General features: G+C 61.8%; 19 protein-coding genes. 16 read left to right on the top strand and 3 right to left on the bottom strand.

Annotated features, from left to right (window positions below; all coding sequences use genetic code 11):
- Positions 1–3: 3 nt before the first annotated feature.
- Positions 4–2,451 (bottom strand): acyl-CoA dehydrogenase, encoded by a 2,448-nt coding sequence (locus KW841_RS20855; RefSeq protein ID WP_218479591.1) that lies wholly within the window; start codon positions 2,449–2,451, stop codon positions 4–6.
- A 225-nt stretch (positions 2,452–2,676) separates the two neighbouring features.
- Between KW841_RS20855 and KW841_RS20860 the strand changes: the two genes are divergently transcribed.
- The 4 genes from KW841_RS20860 (at position 2,677) to KW841_RS20875 (ending at position 5,844) form a co-directional block, all read left to right on the top strand.
- On the top strand, positions 2,677–3,336 hold the full coding sequence (locus tag KW841_RS20860; protein WP_102700915.1) for a transglutaminase family protein: 660 nt from the start codon (positions 2,677–2,679) through the stop codon (positions 3,334–3,336).
- A 43-nt stretch (positions 3,337–3,379) separates the two neighbouring features.
- Positions 3,380–4,003, top strand: a complete 624-nt coding sequence (locus tag KW841_RS20865) for a glutathione S-transferase family protein (RefSeq protein ID WP_218479592.1) — start codon at positions 3,380–3,382, stop codon at positions 4,001–4,003.
- A gap of 132 nt (positions 4,004–4,135) precedes the next feature.
- Positions 4,136–5,068 (top strand): ABC transporter ATP-binding protein, encoded by a 933-nt coding sequence (locus tag KW841_RS20870; RefSeq protein WP_102700913.1) that lies wholly within the window; start codon positions 4,136–4,138, stop codon positions 5,066–5,068.
- Positions 5,065–5,844, top strand: a complete 780-nt coding sequence (locus tag KW841_RS20875) for an ABC transporter permease (RefSeq protein WP_218479593.1) — start codon at positions 5,065–5,067, stop codon at positions 5,842–5,844. Before KW841_RS20870 ends, KW841_RS20875 begins: the two co-directional genes overlap by 4 nt.
- A 183-nt stretch (positions 5,845–6,027) precedes the next feature.
- Here KW841_RS20875 and KW841_RS20880 read toward each other — a convergent pair whose 3' ends face one another.
- Positions 6,028–6,543, bottom strand: a complete 516-nt coding sequence (locus KW841_RS20880; RefSeq protein WP_007972350.1) for a DUF2062 domain-containing protein — start codon at positions 6,541–6,543, stop codon at positions 6,028–6,030.
- 135 nt (positions 6,544–6,678) lie between these two features.
- Here KW841_RS20880 and KW841_RS20885 point away from each other — a divergent pair, with 135 nt between their 5' ends.
- The 12 genes from KW841_RS20885 to KW841_RS20940 all read left to right on the top strand — a co-directional run bounded on the left by KW841_RS20885 (position 6,679) and on the right by KW841_RS20940 (position 18,145).
- The gene (locus KW841_RS20885; protein WP_218479594.1) at positions 6,679–8,913 is read left to right on the top strand and encodes a DNA internalization-related competence protein ComEC/Rec2; all 2,235 of its coding nucleotides are present in this window, start codon (positions 6,679–6,681) and stop codon (positions 8,911–8,913) included.
- Between the two features lie 98 nt (positions 8,914–9,011).
- Positions 9,012–9,647, top strand: a complete 636-nt coding sequence (locus KW841_RS20890; RefSeq protein WP_032829396.1) for a MotA/TolQ/ExbB proton channel family protein — start codon at positions 9,012–9,014, stop codon at positions 9,645–9,647.
- Positions 9,644–10,069, top strand: coding sequence for a biopolymer transporter ExbD (locus KW841_RS20895; protein ID WP_218479595.1), 426 nt, complete (start codon positions 9,644–9,646; stop codon positions 10,067–10,069). The genes KW841_RS20890 and KW841_RS20895 overlap by 4 nt, the downstream gene beginning before the upstream one ends.
- A complete protein-coding gene (gene lpxK / locus KW841_RS20900; protein ID WP_218479596.1) occupies positions 10,069–11,079 on the top strand; it encodes a tetraacyldisaccharide 4'-kinase in 1,011 nt (336 codons plus the stop codon). The genes KW841_RS20895 and lpxK overlap by 1 nt, the downstream gene beginning before the upstream one ends.
- Before the next feature lie 24 nt (positions 11,080–11,103).
- Positions 11,104–11,289 carry a Trm112 family protein gene (locus tag KW841_RS20905; protein ID WP_003179363.1) on the top strand — a complete coding sequence of 62 codons (186 nt, stop codon included), beginning with the start codon at positions 11,104–11,106 and terminating at the stop codon, positions 11,287–11,289.
- Entirely contained in the window at positions 11,286–12,050 is a 765-nt protein-coding gene (kdsB, locus tag KW841_RS20910) for a 3-deoxy-manno-octulosonate cytidylyltransferase (protein ID WP_218479597.1), read from the top strand. The genes KW841_RS20905 and kdsB overlap by 4 nt, the downstream gene beginning before the upstream one ends.
- Positions 12,050–12,514: a low molecular weight protein-tyrosine-phosphatase gene (locus tag KW841_RS20915; RefSeq protein ID WP_218479598.1), complete on the top strand. Its 465-nt coding sequence runs from the start codon at positions 12,050–12,052 to the stop codon at positions 12,512–12,514. The genes kdsB and KW841_RS20915 overlap by 1 nt, the downstream gene beginning before the upstream one ends.
- The gene (gene murB, locus KW841_RS20920) at positions 12,511–13,530 is read left to right on the top strand and encodes a UDP-N-acetylmuramate dehydrogenase (RefSeq protein WP_218479599.1); all 1,020 of its coding nucleotides are present in this window, start codon (positions 12,511–12,513) and stop codon (positions 13,528–13,530) included. Before KW841_RS20915 ends, murB begins: the two co-directional genes overlap by 4 nt.
- Positions 13,531–13,771: 241 nt before the next feature.
- Entirely contained in the window at positions 13,772–14,242 is a 471-nt protein-coding gene (locus KW841_RS20925; protein ID WP_218479600.1) for a (2Fe-2S)-binding protein, read from the top strand.
- Positions 14,239–16,569, top strand: a complete 2,331-nt coding sequence (locus KW841_RS20930) for a xanthine dehydrogenase family protein molybdopterin-binding subunit (protein WP_218479601.1) — start codon at positions 14,239–14,241, stop codon at positions 16,567–16,569. The genes KW841_RS20925 and KW841_RS20930 overlap by 4 nt, the downstream gene beginning before the upstream one ends.
- Positions 16,569–17,552 (top strand): XdhC family protein, encoded by a 984-nt coding sequence (locus KW841_RS20935; RefSeq protein ID WP_218479602.1) that lies wholly within the window; start codon positions 16,569–16,571, stop codon positions 17,550–17,552. Before KW841_RS20930 ends, KW841_RS20935 begins: the two co-directional genes overlap by 1 nt.
- Positions 17,549–18,145 (top strand): NTP transferase domain-containing protein, encoded by a 597-nt coding sequence (locus KW841_RS20940; RefSeq protein ID WP_218479603.1) that lies wholly within the window; start codon positions 17,549–17,551, stop codon positions 18,143–18,145. The genes KW841_RS20935 and KW841_RS20940 overlap by 4 nt, the downstream gene beginning before the upstream one ends.
- A 173-nt stretch (positions 18,146–18,318) precedes the next feature.
- Here the strand turns inward: KW841_RS20940 and rne are convergent, their stop codons facing one another.
- Positions 18,319–21,519 (bottom strand): ribonuclease E, encoded by a 3,201-nt coding sequence (gene rne, locus KW841_RS20945; RefSeq protein ID WP_218479604.1) that lies wholly within the window; start codon positions 21,517–21,519, stop codon positions 18,319–18,321.
- Positions 21,520–21,653: the final 134 nt, after the last annotated feature.

The following is a 21,653-nucleotide window of genomic DNA, read 5'->3' on the forward strand; positions in this document are numbered from 1 at the left end:
GGATCAGCGGACTTTTCCCTCGGCCAGTGCCAAAGCCTCCTGGTCAAAGTCATCGACATCGATCACCTTGCGCCGGGCCGCCTCGGCTTCACGCAGGGTTTGCGCTTCCACCGGCTGCAATACGCCAGCCTCGAGCGCGGCATCGATCAGCGACTCGCCGGCCAGCGGTTTGACCTGGCCGCTCTTGAGTGCCACATGCAGCTTTTTCTGCAGCGGCTGTGCGGCACTCAACAGGTTGCAGGCGTGTTGCAAGGCGCCGACCGGATCGTCGCTCGCCTGTGGGCGATAGCAACCCAGGAGCAATTCCTCCAGGGCAGGGTCGCCCTTGGTGCGGCCAATCAAGGCAGCGACTTCGGCCGCGAGCCTGTCCGAAGGGCCTTTGTGCCGGCGACCGAGCGGGAACACGATCACCCGCAACAGGCAGCCCACGACTTTGTTCGGGAAGTTGTTCAGCAGCTCATCCATGGCCCGTTCCGCCTGCCCCAGGCTTTCTTCCATGGCCCAGCTCACCAGCGGCGTCATGTACTCCGGTGTGTCGAGATCGTGATAGCGCTTGAGTGCCGCAGAGGCCAGGTAAAGGTTGCTCATTACGTCACCCAGCCGTGCGGACAGGCGTTCCCGGCGTTTCAGTGCGCCGCCCAGCAACATCATGCTGAGGTCGGCGAGCAGGGCGAATGCCGCGGCCTGACGATTGAGGGCGCGGAAGTAACCCTGGCTGAGTTTGTCGCCCGGGGTATGTTCGAGGTGCCCGAAACCGAGATTCAGCACCAGCGTACTGGCGGCGTTGCCCACGGCAAAACCGATGTGCTTGAGCAGCAGCTCGTCGAATTCTCTGAGCGCCTGATCCTTGTCTTCACGGCCCGCGAGGGCCATTTCCTTGAGCACGAAGGGGTGGCAGCGAATCGCACCCTGACCGAAGATCATCAGGTTGCGCGAAAGAATGTTCGCGCCTTCCACCGTGATAAAAATCGGCGCGCCGTTCCATTTGCGGCCCAGGTAATTGTTCGGCCCCATGATGATCGCCTTGCCGCCGTGCACATCCATGGCATCGCTGATGCAGTCGCGGCCGCGCTCGGTCAGGTGGTACTTGAGAATCGCCGACATTACCGACGGTTTCTCGCCCAGGTCGACTGCATTGGCAGTCAGCATGCGGGCGGCATCCATCATCCAGGCGTTGCCGCCAATGCGGGCCATGGCTTCCTGTATGCCCTCGAATGCGGCAATCGGTACATTGAACTGCTCACGAATCTGCGCGTATTGGCCCGTCACCAGGCTGGTGAACTTGGCCATGCCGGTGCCCACCGCCGGCAGGGAAATCGAACGCCCTACCGACAGGCAATTCATCAGCATCATCCAGCCCTTGCCGAGCATTTCCTGGCCGCCAATGAGGAACTCCAGCGGGACGAACACGTCCTTGCCCGAGTTCGGGCCATTCATGAACGCGGCGCCCAACGGTAGATGCCGGCGGCCGATCTCGACACCGGCGGTGTCGGTCGGAATCAGCGCCAGGCTGATGCCCAGGTCTTCCTTGTCGCCCAGCAGGTGATCCGGGTCATAGGCCTTGAAGGCCAGACCGAGGAGGGTAGCCACCGGGCCGAGGGTGATGTAACGCTTTTCCCAGTTCAGGCGCAGGCCGAGAACCTCCTGGCCTTCCCATTCACCTTTGCAGATCACCCCGGAGTCCGGCATGCCGCCCGCGTCGGAGCCGGCCAGCGGTCCGGTAAGGGCAAAGCACGGAATGTCGTCGCCGCGTGCCAGGCGTGGCAGGTAATGATTGCGTTGTTCGTCAGTGCCGTAGTGCAGCAACAATTCGGCCGGGCCGAGGGAGTTGGGGACCATCACGGTGGAGGCGAGGTCGCCGCTGTGGCTCGCCAGTTTCATCGCCACTTGCGAGTGGGCATAGGCAGAGAAGCCTTTGCCGCCAAACTCCTTGGGGATGATCAGGGCGAAAAAGCCGTTGTCCTTGATGAACGTCCAGGCTTCGGGCGGCAGGTCCATGGTTTGACCGAGCTGCCATTCATTGACCATGGTGCAGAGTGTTTCGGTCGGCCCGTCGATGAAAGCCTGTTCTTCTTCGTTCAATTGCGCTTTGGGATAGGACAGCAGTTTGTTCCAGTCCGGACGGCCACTGAACAGCTCTCCGTCCCACCACACCGTACCGGCATCGATGGCATCGCGTTCGGTCTGCGACATCGGCGGCAGGGTTTTCTGGAACCAGTTGAACATCGGCGCGCTGAACAATTTGCGACGCAGGTCGGGTAGCAGCAAGGGCGCGGCAACGGCAGCGATCAATACCCAGAAAACCAGCAGTAACCAGCCCGGCGCGCGGCTGAAAGCGCCCATGGCCACGACATAGACGGCCACGATGACCAGGGCGGGCAGCGGGGCAATGCGGCGGTGGGCCAGATAAGCAATACCGACCAGCAGAACCAGTATCCACAACAGCAGCATATTTATTCCTCCGTGAAACCAGGGCGAACCAGCCCTCAGAGCTTAGACCGCATCCGCAAAACAGGCGGGTGGTGACCCAGGATGATTTTCGTGTGCCAGATGGGCCGCACGCGTGGGAACAACCTTCATTGAACGAGCGGCAAAGCGCCCATGTTTGGCCGAAACGTCGTTATCTCTGTGCTGAAGCTCTCGCTAGACTCGGGGCTTCCCCTGGAGATTATTCTCATGCACGAGTACCTGAGTCCCGGCCGCTTCATCGATAGTGACCATCCGTCCGTGGTGGAGTTCGCCGAAAAACACCGTGGTGCCAGTCGCGATCCGCTTGAGCAGGCGATCAGTCTCTATTACGCCGTGCGCGAAGCGGTGCGCTACAACCCGTACACCTTCAGTCGCGATCCGCAGACCCTGCGCGGCAGTCATGCATTGGCGACCGGGGAGAGTTACTGCGTGCCCAAGGCCACGTTGCTGGCAGGTGCAGCGCGGCATTGCGGGATTCCCGCGCGGATCGGCCTGGCGGATGTGCGCAATCATTTGTCGACGCCTCGGCTGCTTGAATTGCTCAAGAGCGACATGTTCGCCATGCACGGCTACACCGAGTTTTACTTGCAGGGTCGCTGGATCAAGGCGACGCCGGCGTTCAACCGCAAACTTTGCGAGCTGTTCAATGTGGCGCCGCTGGAATTCGACGGGATCAACGACAGTGTTTTTCATCCCTTCAACCGTGATGGTGCGAAGCTGATGGAGTACCTCGTCGATCACGGCCAGTTCGCCGACGTCCCTGAAGCGTTCTTTTTCGAACACCTGGAAAAATGCTATCCGCACCTGTTCGGTGAGCAACTGCAACCGCTGTTGGGTGACATGCAGAGCGATTTGAGTCGCACCTGATCCGGCGTATGCTGCCTGCCCACTTACCAAAAAAGAGGCGGTCATGCTGAAGATCTGGGGTCGGAAAAACTCGTCGAATGTGAGAAAGCCATTGTGGGCCGCCGAAGAACTGGGCCTGGCCTACGAGGCTATCGATGCCGGTGGCGCTTTTGGTGTCGTCGATACACCCGAGTACCGCGCGATGAACCCCAACGGTCGAGTGCCGGTTATCGAGGACGATGGTTTCGTGTTGTGGGAATCCAACGCCATCGTGCGATACCTGATGGCCCGCCACGCCGCCGACACGGCCTGGTTCCCCGCGGATCTGCAAGCCCGTGCCACTGCCGACAAATGGATGGACTGGACCACCTCAAGCTTTGCCGGCCCGTTCCGCACCGTGTTCTGGGGCGTGCTGCGTACCCCGGCAGACCAGCAGGACTGGCCCGCCATCAAGGCGGCGATCAAGGAGTGCGACACGCTGCTGGCGATGGCCGACCAGGCGCTGGCGAACAAGCCATACCTGTCCGGAGACGAGATCGGTATGGGTGATATTCCCTTGGGCAGTTTCATTTATGCCTGGTTCGAGATGCCGATCGAGCGGGCACCACTACCGCATCTGCAGGCCTGGTACGCGCGGTTGAAACAGCGTCCGGCGTATCAAAAGGCGGTCATGACCGCGTTGACTTAATACTCACTATCGACACGCTTGACTGTACTTGTGCGGCGGCGACAAGCACCATTGTGCCAAGTTGTTGCGGTTGTATTGTTCGCCGCCGCCCATACTTATCCCTTTCTTCCCTTCTTGGTGCGTAAATCAGATATGAGTTCCGCTCTGTCCATCCGGCAGCTAACCAAAACCTACGGCAACGGTTTCCAGGCCCTGAGTGGTATCGATCTGGACGTCGCCGAAGGTGACTTTTTCGCCTTGCTCGGCCCCAACGGCGCCGGCAAATCCACGACCATCGGCATTCTCTCGACCCTGGTGAACAAGACCAGCGGCACGGTGAATATCTTCGGTCACGACCTGGACCGCAATCCTGCGCAGCTCAAGCGCTGCATCGGCGTGGTGCCTCAGGAATTCAACTTCAACCAGTTCGAAAAGACCTTCGACATCGTCGTGACCCAGGCCGGCTACTACGGCATCCCGGCGAAAATCGCCAAGGAACGCGCCGAACAGTACCTGACCCAACTGGGGCTGTGGGACAAGAAGGACGTGCCGTCGCGTTCACTGTCCGGCGGCATGAAGCGTCGCCTGATGATCGCCCGCGCGCTGGTGCATGAACCGCGCCTGCTGATCCTCGACGAACCGACTGCCGGGGTGGACATCGAGCTGCGTCGCTCGATGTGGAGCTTCCTTACCGAGCTGAACCAGAAAGGCATCACCATCATCCTCACCACCCATTACCTGGAAGAGGCTGAGCAGTTGTGCCGCAACATCGGCATCATCGACCATGGCACCATCGTCGAGAACACCAGCATGCGTCAGCTGCTCAGCCAACTGCATGTCGAAACCTTTCTGCTGGACCTCAAGGGCGACCTGCCCGCCGCGCCTCAGTTGCTCGGCTACCCGTCCCGGCTGATCGACAGCCACACCCTGGAAGTCCAGGTGGAAAAGTCCATGGGCATCACCGCGCTGTTCACCCAACTGGCGCAGCAGAACATCGAAGTGCTGAGCCTGCGTAACAAAACCAATCGCCTCGAGGAGTTGTTCGTGTCCCTGGTGGAGAAAAATCTGTCGAAGGTGGCGGTATGAGTTCCGAGTTGCGCCCCAACCTCATTGCCCTCAACACCATCGTTTACCGTGAAGTCCGGCGTTTCACCCGGATCTGGCCGCAGACCCTGCTGCCACCGGCCATCACCATGGTCCTGTACTTCGTGATCTTCGGTAACCTGATCGGTCGACAAATCGGTGACATGGGTGGCTTCACCTATATGGAGTACATCGTGCCGGGGCTGATCATGATGTCGGTGATCACCAACTCCTACGGCAACGTGGTGTCGAGTTTCTTCGGCAGCAAATTCCAGCGTTCCATCGAAGAACTGATGGTTTCGCCGCTGTCGCCGCATACCATCCTGATCGGCTACACCCTGGGTGGCGTGCTGCGCGGCTTGATGGTGGGGATCATCGTGACCCTGCTGTCGCTGTTCTTCACCCACTTGCAGGTGCATCACCTGGGCGTGACGATTCTGGTGGTGGTGCTGACGGCGACCATCTTCTCGCTGCTGGGCTTCATCAACGCCGTGTTTGCGCGCAACTTCGATGATATTTCGATCATTCCGACTTTCGTGCTGACGCCACTGACCTACCTGGGCGGGGTCTTCTATTCGATCAGCTTGCTGCCGCCGTTCTGGCAGACCGTATCACTGGCCAACCCGGTGCTGCACATGGTCAACGCATTCCGTTACGGCATTCTTGGCGTATCGGATATCCGCATTAGTGTGGCCATCGCTTTCATGCTGGTGGCGACCGTAGTGCTGTATATCGGTTGTGCACGGTTGCTGGTCAGCGGTCGCGGGATGCGCACCTGAGAAATACCGAGTTGTCTGTATCGTCGGAACGCCGCCCGGAGCAAGCCCGCTCCCACAGGTTTCTGGTGTGAATGCGATTTATGTCACTCAGCAGATCCTTGTGGGAGCGGGCTTGCCCGCGATGGCGTCAGACCAGGCACCGCAAAAAAAACGGCCTCCCACAGCGGAGGCCGTTTTGCATTTTCACATCCGGCTCTTCTTGCGCCGCTTCCATTGCCTTGCCACCCACCAGCGCCAATACGTCATCACCATGAAGTAGGACAGCGCGCCGAGTGCCAGCCCCGTCACTACCGAACCCAACAGGAACGGTTGCCACAAGGTCGAGATTTCGCCCCTGATCCATTCCCAGGTCAGTGAGTCCGGCAACTGCCGGGCGGGGACGTCCATTAGCCAGGCGCCGGTCTGGTAGGTGCAAAAGAACACGGCAGGCATGGTGATCGGGTTGGTCAGCCAGACCAGGCTCACGGCAATCGGCATGTTGCCACGCACGATAATGGCGAGGGTTGCCGCCAGCAGCATCTGCAACGGGATTGGCAGGAACGCCGCGAACAGACCCACCGCCATGGCACGGGCCACGGAGTGGCGGTTGAGGTGCCACAGGTTCGGGTCATGCAGCAGCGTGCCGAGAAAGCGTAAGGACTTGTGTTCCCTGATGCTCATCGGGTCTGGCATGTAACGTTTGAATAAGCGCCGGGGCATAAGGCTTCTCGGTCGGTCAGGAGGGCAAGTATGTCTGGATTCTATGAACTGCCCATTCAGACTTTGTGACAATTGATAACGGCGTCCGCGCGACGGGCGGGCTAAGCCTTGGAGGGGACTCTCAAGGACGGGCTTATGCGCACAGGGATGATGGCGTTGGCGCTGGGTCTGCTGACTTTGCGTTTTTTACCGGCTTTGCCGCCGGTCTGGTTGTGGCTGGCGATGCCGGTGGCGGGTTTGATGTTGTTGCCGTTCAGGGCGTATCCGGTGGCGTTTTACCTGTTCGGTCTGAGTTGGGCCTGCGCGAATGCGCAATGGGCGCTGGATGATCGGTTGCCGCCGGCGCTGGACGGAGAAACCCGCTGGGTCGAAGGACGGGTCACAGGTTTGCCCCAGCATGACGACGGTGTCGTGCGTTTCGAATTGACCGACATCCAGTCCCGGCGTACCCGGCTGCCGCGGCAAATGCGCCTGTCCTGGTACGGCGGGCCGTCGGTGAACAGTGGTGAGCGCTGGCGTCTGGCAGTCAAATTGAAGCGTCCGGTGGGGCTCCTCAATCCGCAGGCGTTCGATTACCAGGCCTGGTTGCTGGCGCAACACATCGGGGCGACCGGGACGGTCAAGCAGGGCGAACGCCTTGCGCCAGCCCAATGGGCCTGGCGCGATGGCATCCGCCAGCGTTTGCAAGCGGTGGATGCCCAGGGGCGGGGCGGCGCGTTGACGGCGTTAGTGCTCGGGGACGGTGCCGGGCTGAGTCGCGAAGACTGGCAGGTATTGCAGGACACCGGCACGGTGCATCTGTTGGTGATTTCCGGGCAGCACATCGGCTTGCTGGCGGGCGTCGTGTATCTGCTGGTTGCCGGCCTGGCCCGCCTTGGGTTATGGCCGAACCGTCTGCCATGGCTGCCTTGGGCGTGTGGCCTGGCATTCGCCGCTGCGCTCGGTTACGGGATGCTGGCCGGATTCGGAGTGCCGGTGCGGCGAGCCTGTCTGATGCTGGGCCTGGTGTTGTTGTGGCGTCTGCGGTTTCGTCATCTCGGTGCATGGTGGCCGCTATTGCTGGCACTCTGCGGCATTTTGCTGCTGGAGCCGCTGGCGAGTCTCCAGCCTGGTTTCTGGCTGTCTTTCGCAGCCGTGGCCGTCTTGATTTTGACCTTCGGCGGCCGGTTGGGGCCCTGGCGATGGTGGCAAACCTGGACCCGTGCCCAGTGGCTGATTGCAATCGGATTGTGCCCGTTACTGTTGATATTGGGATTGCCGATCAGCCTTAGCGGTCCGGCAGCCAATTTGCTGGCGGTGCCGTGGATCAGTCTGCTGGTGTTGCCACCGGCCTTGCTCGGGACATTGCTGTTGCCGGTGCCCTATGTGGGCGAGGGCCTATTGTGGCTGGCAGGCGGATTGATTGGTGGGTTGTTCAGGGGCCTGGCGTTGTTGGCCGAGGTGCTACCCGCGTGGGTGCCGGAGGCGATTCCTTTGGGGGTATGGAGCCTCGGCGCGCTGGGCGCTTTTCTGCTGCTGTTGCCGCGTGGCGTTCCGCTGCGCCCGTTGGGTTGGCCTCTGCTGCTGTTGCTGGTGTTTCCACCACGGTCAACGCTGCCGCAAGGCATCGCTGAAGTCTGGCAGCTGGACGTGGGGCAGGGGTTGGCTGTTCTGGTGCGAACCCGGCATCACACCTTGCTGTATGACGCCGGACCGCGATTCGGTGAACTCGACCAGGGGGAGCGGGTGGTGCTGCCGGCGTTGCGCAAACTCGGAGTGAAGGGCCTCGACCTGATGCTGATCAGCCACGCCCATGCCGATCATGCCGGCGGTGCCCCGGCGATTGCCAAGGGCTTGCCGGTGAAACAGGTGATCAGTGGTGAACCGTCAGACTTGCCTGTGGAGTTGCAGGCCGGGCGGTGTGAGAGCGGCCGGCAATGGACCTGGGATGACGTCGATTTCCAGCTTTGGCACTGGCAATTGGCCGGCGACAGCAACCAGAACTCTTGTGTCTTGTTGATCGAGGCCAATGGCGAACGATTGCTGTTGAGTGGCGACATCGATGCCGCCGCCGAAAGAGCCCTGCTGGACAGTCCGTTGGCCCTGCCCATCGACTGGCTGCAGGCGCCACACCATGGCAGTCGCAGTTCGTCGTCTAACGCCCTGCTGGATGTCCTGCAACCTAAAGGGGCGCTGATCTCCCGCGGCCAGGGCAATTCGTTTGGCCATCCGCATCCCACGGTCATCGCGCGTTATCAAAAACGCGGGATGGCGATCTACGACAGCGTCGAGCAGGGTGCCATTCGTCTGCAACTGGGGCGCTTCGAGCCACCGTGGACAATGCGCCAGGAGCGGCGTTTCTGGCGCGATCCGCCGCCTTTGAACCCATGACCGAGCGTTATCAAAGCCCGACCGGTTGCGACATCACGGTCTTCGGTGCGCCCACCCCCTATGTTAGAGTGGCGCACTTTTTCGAGGGGACTGTCACTGTGTGGGAATTGGTCAAATCCGGCGGCTGGATGATGCTGCCGATCATTCTGAGCTCCATCGTGGCCATGGCCATCGTCGCCGAACGTCTCTGGACTCTGCGCGCCAGCCGCGTGACCCCGGAGCACTTGCTCGGGCAGGTCTGGGTCTGGATCAAGGACAAACAGCTCAATAAGGAAAAACTCAAGGAACTGCGCGCCAACTCCCCGTTGGGCGAGATCCTGGCGGCCGGCCTGGCCAACTCAAAACATGGTCGCGAGATCATGAAGGAGTGTATCGAAGAGGCCGCAGCCCGGGTGATCCACGAGCTGGAGCGCTACATCAACGCACTGGGCACCATTGCCGCCATGGCGCCGTTGCTGGGTCTGCTGGGTACCGTGTTGGGCATGATCGATATCTTCAGTTCGTTCATGGGTACGGGCATGATGACCAACGCCGCCGTGCTGGCCGGCGGTATTTCCAAAGCCTTGATTACCACGGCTTCGGGGCTGATCGTCGGTATCCCGGCGGTGTTCTTCCACCGGTTTCTGCAACGGCGCATCGATGAACTCGTCGTGGGCATGGAACAGGAGGCGATCAAGCTGGTTGAAGTGGTGCAGGGCGACCGTGACGTTGATCTGGCCGAGGGCAAAGCGTGAAATTCCGCCGCAAGCAACGGGAGAACGTGGACATCAACCTCGTGTCGCTGATCGACGTGGTGTTTGTCCTGCTGCTGTTTTTCGTCGTGACCACCACCTTTACCCGTGAGACCCAACTGCGCGTCGAGCTGCCGGAAGCCGTCAGCGGCACGCCGGCCGACCAGAGCAAGCCGCTGGACATCGCCATCAGCGCCGACGGGGTGTTCTCGGTGAACAACCAGGTCCTGCCAAAAAGCGACCTGGCCTCGCTGATGGACGCGCTGCAAAGAGAAGCCAACGGCGACACCAACCGGCCGCTGTCCATCAGTGCTGACGGCAAGACTCAGCATCAGTCCGTGGTGACGGCCATGGATGCCGCCGGCAAACTCGGCTTCAGTCACTTGCGCATGACCACCATCGAGGCGGCGCCTCCCGCGCCCTGATGGCCATGTCCGATCGATTGCTCGCCGCGTGGTACGCAGGTCATCCGGCCCTGAAGCTGTTGCAGCCACTGGAATGGCTGTACCGCCGCGTGGTCATGAACAAGCGCAAGCGCTTTCTGGCGGGTGAGGGCGAGATCTATCAGCCGCCGGTGCCGTTGATCGTGGTTGGCAACATCACCGTTGGCGGTACCGGCAAAACGCCGCTGATTCTGTGGATGATCCAGCATTGTCAGCGCAGCGGCCTGCGGGTCGGCGTGGTCAGCCGCGGCTATGGCGCCAAACCGCCGCAGTTGCCGTGGCGGGTCGAGGCCGAGCAGAGCGCCGACGTCGCCGGTGACGAGCCGCTGCTGATTGTCCAGCGCACGGGCGTGCCGCTGATGATCGACCCCAATCGCAGCAGCGCCGTCAAAGCCTTGCTGGCCAGTGAGCCGCTGGATCTGATCCTGTCCGACGACGGCATGCAGCACTATCGCATGGCCCGTGACCTCGAACTGGTGCTGATCGACGCCGCCCGTGGTCTGGGCAACCGCCGTTGCCTGCCCGCCGGGCCATTGCGTGAACCGGTCGAGCGCTTGCAAAGCGTCGACGCGGTGCTCTACAACGGTGCCGCATCCGACCGCGACGATGGCTTTGCCTTTCAATTGCAACCCACTGCACTGGTCAATCTGCGCAGTGGTGAACGCCGTCCCCTCGATCTTTTTTCCGCCGGCCAGGCCCTGCACGCGGTGGCCGGTATCGGCAATCCGCAACGTTTCTTCAAGACCCTCGAAACGCTACACTGGCAGCCTGTTCCACATGCGTTTGCCGACCACGCCGAATACAGCGTGCAGGCGTTGAATTTCACGCCGTCATTGCCGTTGGTGATGACGGAAAAAGACGCGGTGAAATGCCGTGCCTTTGCCGCCGCCGACTGGTGGTACCTGGCGGTCGATGCCGTGCCGTCGCCGGCCTTCGTGGCCTGGTTCGACACACAGTTGATGCGCTTGCTGCCGGATCGTTTGTTGCCTTAACTCCGTTTTTTCCAGGGAATCCTCATGGACACCAAATTGCTCGACATCCTCGCTTGCCCGGTCTGCAAAGGCCCGCTCAAGCTCAGCGCCGACAAGACCGAGCTGATCAGCAAGGGCGCCGGCCTGGCCTACCCGATTCGCGATGGCATCCCGGTGATGCTGGAGTCGGAAGCGCGCACCCTGACCACCGATGAGCGTCTGGATAAATGACCACAGCCTTTACCGTTGTCATTCCATCGCGTTATGCCTCCACCCGCCTGCCAGGCAAGCCGCTACTGCTGATCGCCGGCAAGCCGATGATCCAGCACGTCTGGGAACAGGCGTGCAAAAGCAGCGCCGGGCGGGTGGTGGTTGCCACTGACGACGCGCGCATCGTCGAGGCCTGCAATGGCTTCGGTGCCGAAGTGGTGCTGACCCGTGAGGATCACAATTCCGGCACCGATCGCCTGGCCGAAGTCGCGATGAAGCTGGGCCTGGCGCCTGATGCCATCGTCGTCAACGTCCAGGGCGACGAGCCGCTGATCCCGCCGAGCGTGATCGATCAGGTTGCCGCCAATCTGGCCGCCCACGCTGAAGCGCGTATGGCCACCCTGGCCGAGCCGATCGAAGACGCGGACACCCTGTTCAATCCCAACGTGGTCAAGGTCGTCAGCGACCTCAATGGCCTGGCGCTGACGTTCAGTCGCTCCACCTTGCCCTGGGCGCGGGATGCATTTGCCGTGAACCCTGAGCAGTTGCCGGAAGGTGTGCCGTATCGCCGCCATATCGGCATCTATGCCTACCGCGCCGGTTTCCTGCAGGATTTCGTCAACTGGGGTCCATGCTGGCTGGAAAACACCGAGTGCCTGGAACAGCTGCGTGCCCTGTGGCACGGCGTGCGGATCCACGTGGCCGACGCCTTGATCGCGCCGCCGGCCGGCGTCGATACCCCTGAAGACCTCGAGCGCGTTCGTCGCCTGCTGGAGGCGTGATGCGCGTTTTGTTCGTGTGCCTGGGCAACATCTGCCGTTCTCCCACGGCCGAAGGCGTGCTGCGGCACAAGCTGCGCGAAGCGGGGCTGGCCGATCAGGTTGAGGTCGCTTCCGCCGGCACCGGTGACTGGCATGTCGGCAAGGCGCCGGACAAGCGCAGCCAGGCCGCGGCGAAGCTGCGCGGTTACGACTTGTCGGCCCAGCGCGCCCGGCAAGTCAGCCGCGCCGATTTTGCCACCTACGACCTGATCCTCGCGATGGACAACAGCAACCTGCGCAACCTCAAGACCTTGCAGCCCGCCAAGGGCAAGGCCGAGCTGGATCTGTTCCTGCGCCGTTACCAGTCGCCGATCGATGAAGTGCCGGACCCGTACTACGACGGCGAGCAAGGCTTCGAACAGGTGTTGGACCTGATCGAGCGCGCCAGTGATTTGCTGGTGATTGAATTGAAGGGACGGTTATGAGTTTGCAGGTTCAATCGCAGGTGTCGCTCAAGCCGTTCAACAGCTTTGGCGTAGATGTCCAGGCCCGGCTGTTTGCCGAGGCCCATAGCGACGCCGATGTGCGCGAAGCCCTGGCCTATGGGCTGGAGCACAAGGTCCCGGTACTGGTGATCGGCGGTGGCAGCAACCTGCTGCTGACGGCGGATATCGACTCACTGGTGCTGCGCATGGCCACTCGCGGGATTCGCGTGCTGAGCGATGACGACGGCAAAGTGGTGATCGAGGCCGAGGCGGGCGAACCCTGGCATCCCTTTGTGCAACACACCCTGGCGCTTGGGTTGTCCGGCCTGGAAAACCTCAGCCTGATTCCCGGCACCGTGGGTGCTGCACCGATGCAGAACATCGGCGCCTACGGGGTCGAGATCAAGGACGTGTTCGCGGGCCTGACCGCCCTCGATCGCCAGACCGGCGAACTGCGCGACTTCAGCCTGGCGCAGTGCAACTTCGCTTACCGCGACAGCCTGTTCAAGCAGGAACCGGGGCGCTGGTTGATCCTGCGTGTGCGTTTCGCCCTCGACCGTGTCGCGCATTTGCATTTGGAGTACGGCCCGGTGCGTCAGCGCTTGACCGAACAGGGTATCGACCATCCGACCGCCAGCGATGTCAGCCGGGCCATTTGCAGCATCCGCAACGAGAAACTCCCGGACCCGGCCGTACTCGGCAATGCCGGCAGTTTCTTCAAGAACCCTTTGGTGTCGGCGGCGCTGGCTGCACGGCTCAAGGGCGAATACCCGGATCTGGTGGCCTATGCGCAACCCGACGGGCAGATGAAACTGGCCGCTGGCTGGTTGATCGAGCGGGCGGGCTGGAAAGGTTTTCGCGATGCCGACGCAGGTGTTCACAAGTTGCAGGCACTGGTGCTGGTCAACTATGGCGGCGCAACGGGCCTGCAATTGCTGAACCTGGCGCAGCGCATCCAGAAAGACATTTCAGACCGTTTCCATGTCGAACTGGAAATGGAACCGAACCGGTATTGAGCTAAGCTTTCAGGACAGATCAAAAAGCCCTGCACGATGTTTGTTGTGCAGGGCTTTTTTGTTAATGCTCGGTTAACTTAGTCAGCTAACGATGCACACTCTTGCTCCACCAAAGGCCCGGTGCAGACCGTTTGCGTCCGCACAAGAGAGCCGATTAGCCTGAGTCGATCTGCGTGCGACCCACCGTGTTCCAGTGGCAGATTGCTCGACCCCATCACTCAAGATCCATGCGGGCGTGCCCATGATTACCCTGAAACTCAATGGTCAAGACCATCAACTCGACGTCACCGAGGACATGCCGCTGCTCTGGGCGATCCGCGACGTGGCCGGTTACAACGGCACCAAATTCGGTTGCGGCATGGGCCTGTGCGGGGCCTGCACCATTCATATCGAAGGGGCTCCGGCACGCAGTTGCATCACACCCATCGGTTCCGTCGTCGGTCAGAATGTCAGCACCATCGACAACCTGCACGCCGACCCGATCGGCAAAGTCGTCCAGCAAGTCTGGCTCGACACGGCGGTCGCCCAATGCGGTTTCTGCCAGGGTGGGCAAATCATGTCGGCGACAGCGCTGCTCAAGACCCATCCGAACCCCAGCGACGAGCAGATTGAAGAAGCGATGGTCGGCAACATCTGCCGCTGCGGCACCTACAACCGTATCAAGACCGCCATCCGCCAGGCCTCCACTCACCTGAAGGAGGCCAAGGCATGAGCCGGTTACCGAATGATTTCACCCTGAGCAATCTGAGCCAGCTCAGTCGCCGTGGCTTTCTCAAAGGCGTGGGCGCCACCAGTGCGCTGGTATTGGCGGCGAGTTGGGGCTGGCAAGACGCTTTTGCCGAAGAAAAAGACAAGAAGTTCGGCGCCGACGGCATGCCCCACGGCTGGGTCGATGATCCGAAAGTCTATGTGAGCATCGCCGCCGATGGCACGGTGACCGTGATCTGCAACCGCTCGGAAATGGGCCAAGGCGTGCGCACCAGCCTGACCATGGTGGTGGCTGATGAGCTGGAAGCCGATTGGGCGCGGGTCAAGGTACAGCAGGCCCCGGGCGATGAAGCACGCTTCGGCAACCAGGACACCGACGGCTCACGCAGCATGCGCCACTGGTACGAACCGATGCGTCGTTGCGGGGCTGCTGCACGCGCCATGCTGGAGCAGGCCGCCGCTGACCAGTGGAAAGTGTCGGTGGGCGAGTGCCATGCGCAACTGCATAAAGTCATCCATAAACCCTCGGGCCGCGAACTGGATTATGGCGCGCTCGCCGCCGCTGCCAGCGCTTTGGCCGTACCGGCGCGTGACAGCCTGAGGCTCAAGCAGCCTTCGGAATTCCGTTACATCGGCAAGGAAGGCACCAAAGCCATCGACGGTGAAGACATCGTCAACGGCCGTGCGGTGTACGGTGCCGACGTGCATATCGACGGCATGCTGTACGCGACCATTGCCCGACCCACGGTGTATGGCGGCAAAGTCAAAAGTTTCGACGGTAGCGCGGCGATGAAAGTCCCCGGCGTGGTCAAGGTGCTGCAGATCGAAAGCCGTCCGTTGCCTTCGGAGTTCCAGCCCCTGGGTGGCATCGCCGTGGTGGCGAGCAATACCTGGGCGGCGATCAAGGGGCGCGAGGCGCTTAAAATCGAGTGGGATGACGGCCCCAACGCCAGCTACGACTCGATCGCCTATCGCAAGGAGCTCGAAGCGGCCTCGCTCAAGCCTGGCAAGGTGGTGCGCAATACCGGCAACATCGACGAGGCCATGAGCAGCGCCGATAGTACGCTGGAAGCCTCTTACTATTTGCCGCATTTGTCACAGTCGCCGATGGAGCCGATGGTCGCCATTGCACGGTTCAAGGACGGTGCGTGCGAGGCCTGGGGGCCAAGCCAGGCACCGCAGGTCACCCGGGAACGGATCGGTGAACGCCTGGGGCTGCCGTTCGAAAAGGTCACGTTCAACGTGACCTTGCTGGGCGGTGGGTTCGGGCGCAAGTCCAAGCCTGACTTCATCATCGAAGCCGCGATCCTCGCCAAGGAATTCCCCGGCAAAGCGGTGCGGGTGCAATGGACCCGCGAAGACGACATTCATTGCTCCTACTTCCACACCGTATCGGCCGAATACCTCAAGGCCGGCCTGAATAAGGACGGTCTGCCGTCCGGCTGGCTGCACCGTACGGTGGCACCGAGCATCACGGCGTTGTTTGCGCCGGGAATGAATCACGAGGCGGCGTTCGAACTGGGCATGGGCTTCACCAACATGGCGTATGCGATCCCCAACATTCGCCTGGAAAACCCCGAGGCCACGGTGCATACCCGCGTCGGCTGGTATCGCTCGGTGTCGAACATTCCCCATGGCTTCGCGATCCAGAGTTTTATCGATGAGCTGGCGCACAAGGCCGGGGAAGATCCGCTGAAGTACCAGATCAGATTGCTCGGCCCGGACCGTCGGATCGATCCGCGCACCTTGAGCGAAGAGTGGAACTACGGTGAATCCCCCGAGCGGTATCCGATCGACACCGCGCGCCTGCGCACGGTACTGGAGACCGCCGCCAAAGCCGCCGGATGGGGGCGTGAGCTGCCCAAGGGGCGCGGCCTGGGCCTGGCGGTGCATTACAGCTTCGTAACCTATGTGGCGGCGGTGATCGAGGTCGAGGTCAAAGACGACGGTACGCTGGTGGTGCACAAGGCCGACATCGCCGTCGATTGCGGGCCGCAGATCAATCCCGAGCGGATTCGCGCGCAATTCGAGGGTGCCTGCGTCATGGGCCTGGGTAATGCGGTGCTTGGGGAAATCAGCTTCAAGGACGGCAAGGTCCAGCAGGATAACTTCCACATGTACGAAGTGGCGCGGATGTCCCTGGCGCCGAAAGAGGTGGCCGTGCATCTGGTGACGCCGCCGGGTGACGTGCCATTGGGCGGTGTCGGTGAACCGGGTGTGCCACCGATTGCGCCGGCCCTGTGCAACGCGATCTTTGCTGCCACCGGCAAGCGCATCCGCAACCTGCCGGTTCGTTATCAGTTGTCGGGCTGGCAGCAGGCTGGAGCCTGATGGACAGCGCCGACCTGAACGTCCTGCGCAGTGTGCTGCAATGGCAGCGCGCCGGTCAGCGGGTAGTGTTGTACAGCGTGGTCGAAACCTGGGGCACTGCGCCCCGGGCACCCGGCGCCATGCTGGCCCTGCGTGACGACGGTGTGGTGATTGGTTCGGTTTCCGGCGGGTGTGTCGAGGATGACTTGATTGCCCGGCTGCACGACGGCCGTCTCGCACTGGACGGGGCACCGGTGCAACTGATCACGTATGGCGTGACCCGTGAGGAAGCCGCACGCTTCGGCTTGCCCTGCGGCGGCACCTTGCGCTTGACCGAGGAGCGCATCGACGATGGGGATTGGGTCGAGCAACTGCTGACCCGATGCGAGGCCCATGAAATCGTTGCCCGTGAACTGAACCTGGCCACCGGCGAAGTGCTTTTGCAGCCGGCCAATAAAGCTGACGTCTTGACGTTCGACGGTCAGACCTTGCGGGCGATCTATGGGCCGCGCTGGCGCTTGTTGCTGATCGGCGCGGGGCAGCTGTCGCGCTATGTCGCGGAAATGGCTCGTCTGCTGGATTTCGAGGTGCTGATTTGCGATCCGCGCAGCGAGTTCGTCTACGGTTGGGAAGAGCAGCACGGACGATTCGTCTCGGGCATGCCGGATGAGGCGGTATTGAATATCCAGACCGATGAGCGCACGGCCATCGTGGCCTTGACCCATGATCCGCGCCTGGACGACATGGTGCTGCTCACGGCCCTGGATTCCAAAGCCTTTTACGTTGGAGCGCTGGGATCTCGGGTCAACAGCCAGAAGCGCCGGGAAAACCTGGCTCAACTGGGTTTGTCGCAACCGGCGATTGACCGTTTGCATGGTCCGATCGGCTTGCACATCGGCAGTCATAATCCAGCGGAAATTGCCTTGTCGCTCATGGCGGAAATCGTCGCGGTCAAAAATGGCGTCGAACTGAAACAGAAGAAAGTCTGGCGGGAGAAGGTATGAGCGAGTCCATTGGCGTCGTCGTACTGGCGGCGGGGCAGGGCAGCCGGTTTCGTCAGGTGGCGGGTGTCGAAAAGGATAAATTGCTGGTCGATTGCACGGGGCGTGACGGCGCGGTTCGATCCGTCATTGAACACACATTGGTCAACCTGCCGGCGACGCTGGGCAAACGCGTATTGGTGACCACTGCTGACCGCCCGCAAGTGATTCGCATGGCTCAGGCCTATGGCTGCGAGATTGTGCTGATCGAATCGACGGGAATGGGCGACAGCATTGCCGCCGGGGTCGCTGCCTGCAAACAACTCGATGGCTGGCTGATGGTGCTGGGGGATATGCCGTTCATCCTGCCGTCCAGTATCGAGCAAGTGGTGGCGGGTATTGGCAATGACAGCATCAGTGTGCCGGTACAGGGAGGTAAGTATGGGCATCCGGTCGGGTTTGGGCGGGACTTCGCAGCGGGGTTGATGGCGCTATCGGGGGATCGTGGCGCGAAACCGCTGTTTGCCCAAGGGCGGGTGGTCGAAGTGACTGTGGATGATCCAGGTGTGTTGTGGGATGTGGATGTGCCTGAGGCACTAACCTTCAGGCCAGCATAGGTCCTTGTGGGAGCGAGCTTGCTCGCGATAGCGGTGGATCAGCTAGCACCAATGTTGAATATCATTCCGCTATCGCGAGCAAGCTCGCTCCCACAGGGGATTGGGGGATATTCAGGGATATAAAAAAGCCCCGCCTGGGTTCACCAGGCGGGGCTTTTTAGTGGCCGATGGAATCAGGCGAGAGGTTTGGTCTCGTGCTCTTTTTCCAGGGCTTGCTCGTGTTGCTCTACCGCTTCCTGAACGGACCGCGGCGCTTCGTGGATCACCGACTCAGCCGGCTCGGCAACCACTTCGGCGGCCGGGGCAGGCGCTTCTTCAACCGCTTCAACCGGAGCTGCAGCGGCAGCCAGTTCAGCTTCCTTCTGCAGACGCTCGGCTTCGCGCTTGCGACGACGCACTTCACGCGGGTCGTTAGGCGCACGGCCACTTGGCGTCAGGGCGCTGACAGGAGCGGCCTCGACGACTGGCGCAGGCGCTTCGGCAATTACCGGAGCTTCAACGACAGGCGCTTCAACCACCGGCGCCGGAGCCGGTTCCGCGGCGGCAACCACCGGCTCGGAAACCATGGCTTCGGCCACTTGGGTCTCGGCAGCAGGCGCTGGTGTTTCAGCGACGGCTGGCTCGGCCACCCAGTTGAATGCCGTTTGCTCTTCACGCACTTCGCGAACGGTTTCAGTCACGGTCTCGACGACCGCTTCTGCAGCTACGGCAGGTGCTTCAACCACTGGAGCCTGCTCGGCAACCACTTCAATGGCTGGCTGAGCTTCTGGCGCCACTTCGATTTCCGGCGAGGCGGTGACTTCGACCGGCGTGGTCGCTTCAACGACTGGCGCTTCAACCGGAGCTGCTTCCAGGGTCGCGGCAGTGGCGCGTTCGGCTTGCACATTGGCTTCAGCTTCGGCTGGAGCACTGATCACGCTGCTGGCAACGGCTGCGGTGACAGCCAGGCCGGCGGCCAGATCGGCAGTGCTTGGCGCTTCAGCGTTTTCGCCGGACTCGGACTCTTCCGAACCTTCGATCACGTTGCCGTTGGCGTCACGCTGACGCTCGCGACGGTTGCTGCGACGACGCTGGCCACGGGAACGGCGGCGTGGACGATCGCCTTCGGCGTTTTCCTGACCTTCTTCCTGCAGTTGCTCTTCGTTGGTGGTCAGTTCTTCTTCGGCTGCGGCGGCGGCAGCTTGTTCGGCACGAGGCTGACGCTCTTCACGCGGTGGGCGTGGAGCACGCTCTTCGCGTGGCTGGCGAGCTGGACGCTCTTCTGCGGTAGCAGCGGCGGCCGGAGCAGCCGGAGCGGCATCCAGAGGCTCGCGCAGTTCACGCACGCGTTCTTCACGCTCGCCACGTGGCTTGCGATCTTCACGCGGAGCGCGCGGCGCACGTTCTTCACGAGGCGCGCGTGGTGCGCGTTCTTCGCGAGCTACTGCCGGGGTTTCTTCACGGGATTCGCGAGGCTCACGCACTTCGCGTGGCTGACGCTCTTCACGCGGAGCGCGCTCTTCACGCGGTGCACGTTCTTCGCGAGGCTTGCGCTCTTCATCGCGGCGACCGTTACGGTTGCGGCTCTGCTGGCGACCGTTGCGACGCTCTTCGTTGCGGGCCGGACGCTCGGCGGCTGGCTTTTCAACCACAACCGGCGCGACAGGCTCTTCCTTGGTGGCGAACAGGCTCACCAGCGACTTCACCAGGCCTTTGAACAGGCTTGGCTCAGGCACGACGGCCGGAGCCGGGGTCGGGGTCGGAGCGGCAACTTCGGTCGGAACCGGAGCGTTGGCGCGGGCCGGAGCGGTCTTGACCGCGGCTTCCTGGCGAACCAGGGTGCGGGTCGCAGCGGCTGGCTGGACTTCTTCGACTTCGGCAGCGGCAGCGGCGATTTCGTAGCTGGACTGGTTGGTCGCCGCTTCCGGGCTGTCATCACGCAGGCGTTGTACTTCGAAGTGCGGCGTCTCGAGGTGATCGTTCGGCAGGATGACGATGCGGGCGCGGGTGCGCAGTTCGATCTTGGTGATCGAGTTGCGTTTTTCGTTGAGCAGGAATGCAGCCACCGGGATCGGCACTTGTGCACGAACTTCGGCGGTGCGGTCTTTCAGGGCTTCTTCTTCGATCAGGCGCAGGATGGCCAGGGACAGCGATTCAACGTCACGGATGATGCCGGTGCCGTTGCAACGCGGGCAGACGATGCCGCTGCTTTCGCCCAGGGATGGACGCAGGCGCTGACGGGACATTTCCAGCAGGCCGAAGCGCGAGATGCGACCGACTTGCACACGAGCGCGGTCGGCTTCCAGGCATTCGCGGACTTTCTCTTCCACGGCGCGCTGGTTCTTGGCAGGGGTCATGTCGATGAAGTCGATGACGATCAAGCCGCCGATGTCGCGCAGGCGCAACTGACGGGCGATTTCTTCGGCCGCTTCAAGGTTGGTCTGCAGCGCGGTTTCTTCGATGTCGCTGCCTTTGGTGGCGCGCGCCGAGTTGATGTCGATGGACACCAGGGCTTCGGTCGGATCGATCACGATGGAGCCGCCGGAAGGCAGTTCGACGACGCGCTGGAAAGCGGTTTCGATCTGGCTTTCGATCTGGAAACGGTTGAACAGCGGAACGCTGTCTTCGTAGAGCTTGATCTTGCTGGCGTACTGCGGCATCACCTGGCGGATGAAGGTCAGGGCTTCGTCCTGGGCTTCAACGCTGTCGATCAGCACTTCGCCGATGTCCTGGCGCAGGTAGTCGCGGATCGCGCGGATGATCACGTTGCTTTCCTGGTAGATCAGGAATGGCGCGGCGCGATCCAGCGAGGCTTCTTTGATAGCGGTCCACAGTTGCAGCAGGTAATCGAGGTCCCACTGCATTTCTTCGCTGCTGCGGCCCAGGCCGGCAGTGCGCACGATCAGGCCCATGTCGGCCGGGGCAACCAGGCCGTTCAGGGCTTCACGCAGTTCGTTGCGCTCTTCGCCTTCGATGCGACGGGAGATACCGCCGGCACGCGGGTTGTTCGGCATCAGCACCAGGTAACGACCGGCCAGGCTGATGAAGGTGGTCAGGGCGGCGCCCTTGTTGCCACGTTCTTCTTTTTCGACCTGAACGATGACTTCCTGGCCTTCGCTCAGGACGTCCTTGATGTTGACGCGACCTTCCGGGGCTTTCTTGAAGTATTCGCGGGAGATTTCTTTGAGGGGCAGGAAGCCGTGGCGCTCAGAGCCGAAATCGACAAAGGCAGCCTCGAGGCTTGGTTCGATGCGAGTAATCCGGCCTTTATAGATGTTGGCCTTCTTCTGCTCGCGTGCACCGGATTCGATGTCCAGGTCGTAGAGGCGCTGGCCATCTACCAGTGCAACACGCAACTCTTCGGGTTGAGTTGCGTTAATCAGCATTCTTTTCATGTAGTACCGTCGGTTTCCGGGCTGCCGGAAACGGCGTTCGGCACACACGACTTCTCACGGTCGGTGTCAGGTGCGTCGGGAGTGGTTGGCCATTTCCCGTGTCCAGCGAAGTCCGGCCAATGTGGGCCTTCATC

The sequence above is a fragment of the Pseudomonas sp. PDM28 genome, assembly GCF_019219115.1.
Taxonomy (GTDB): Bacteria; Pseudomonadota; Gammaproteobacteria; order Pseudomonadales; family Pseudomonadaceae; genus Aquipseudomonas; species Aquipseudomonas laurylsulfatiphila.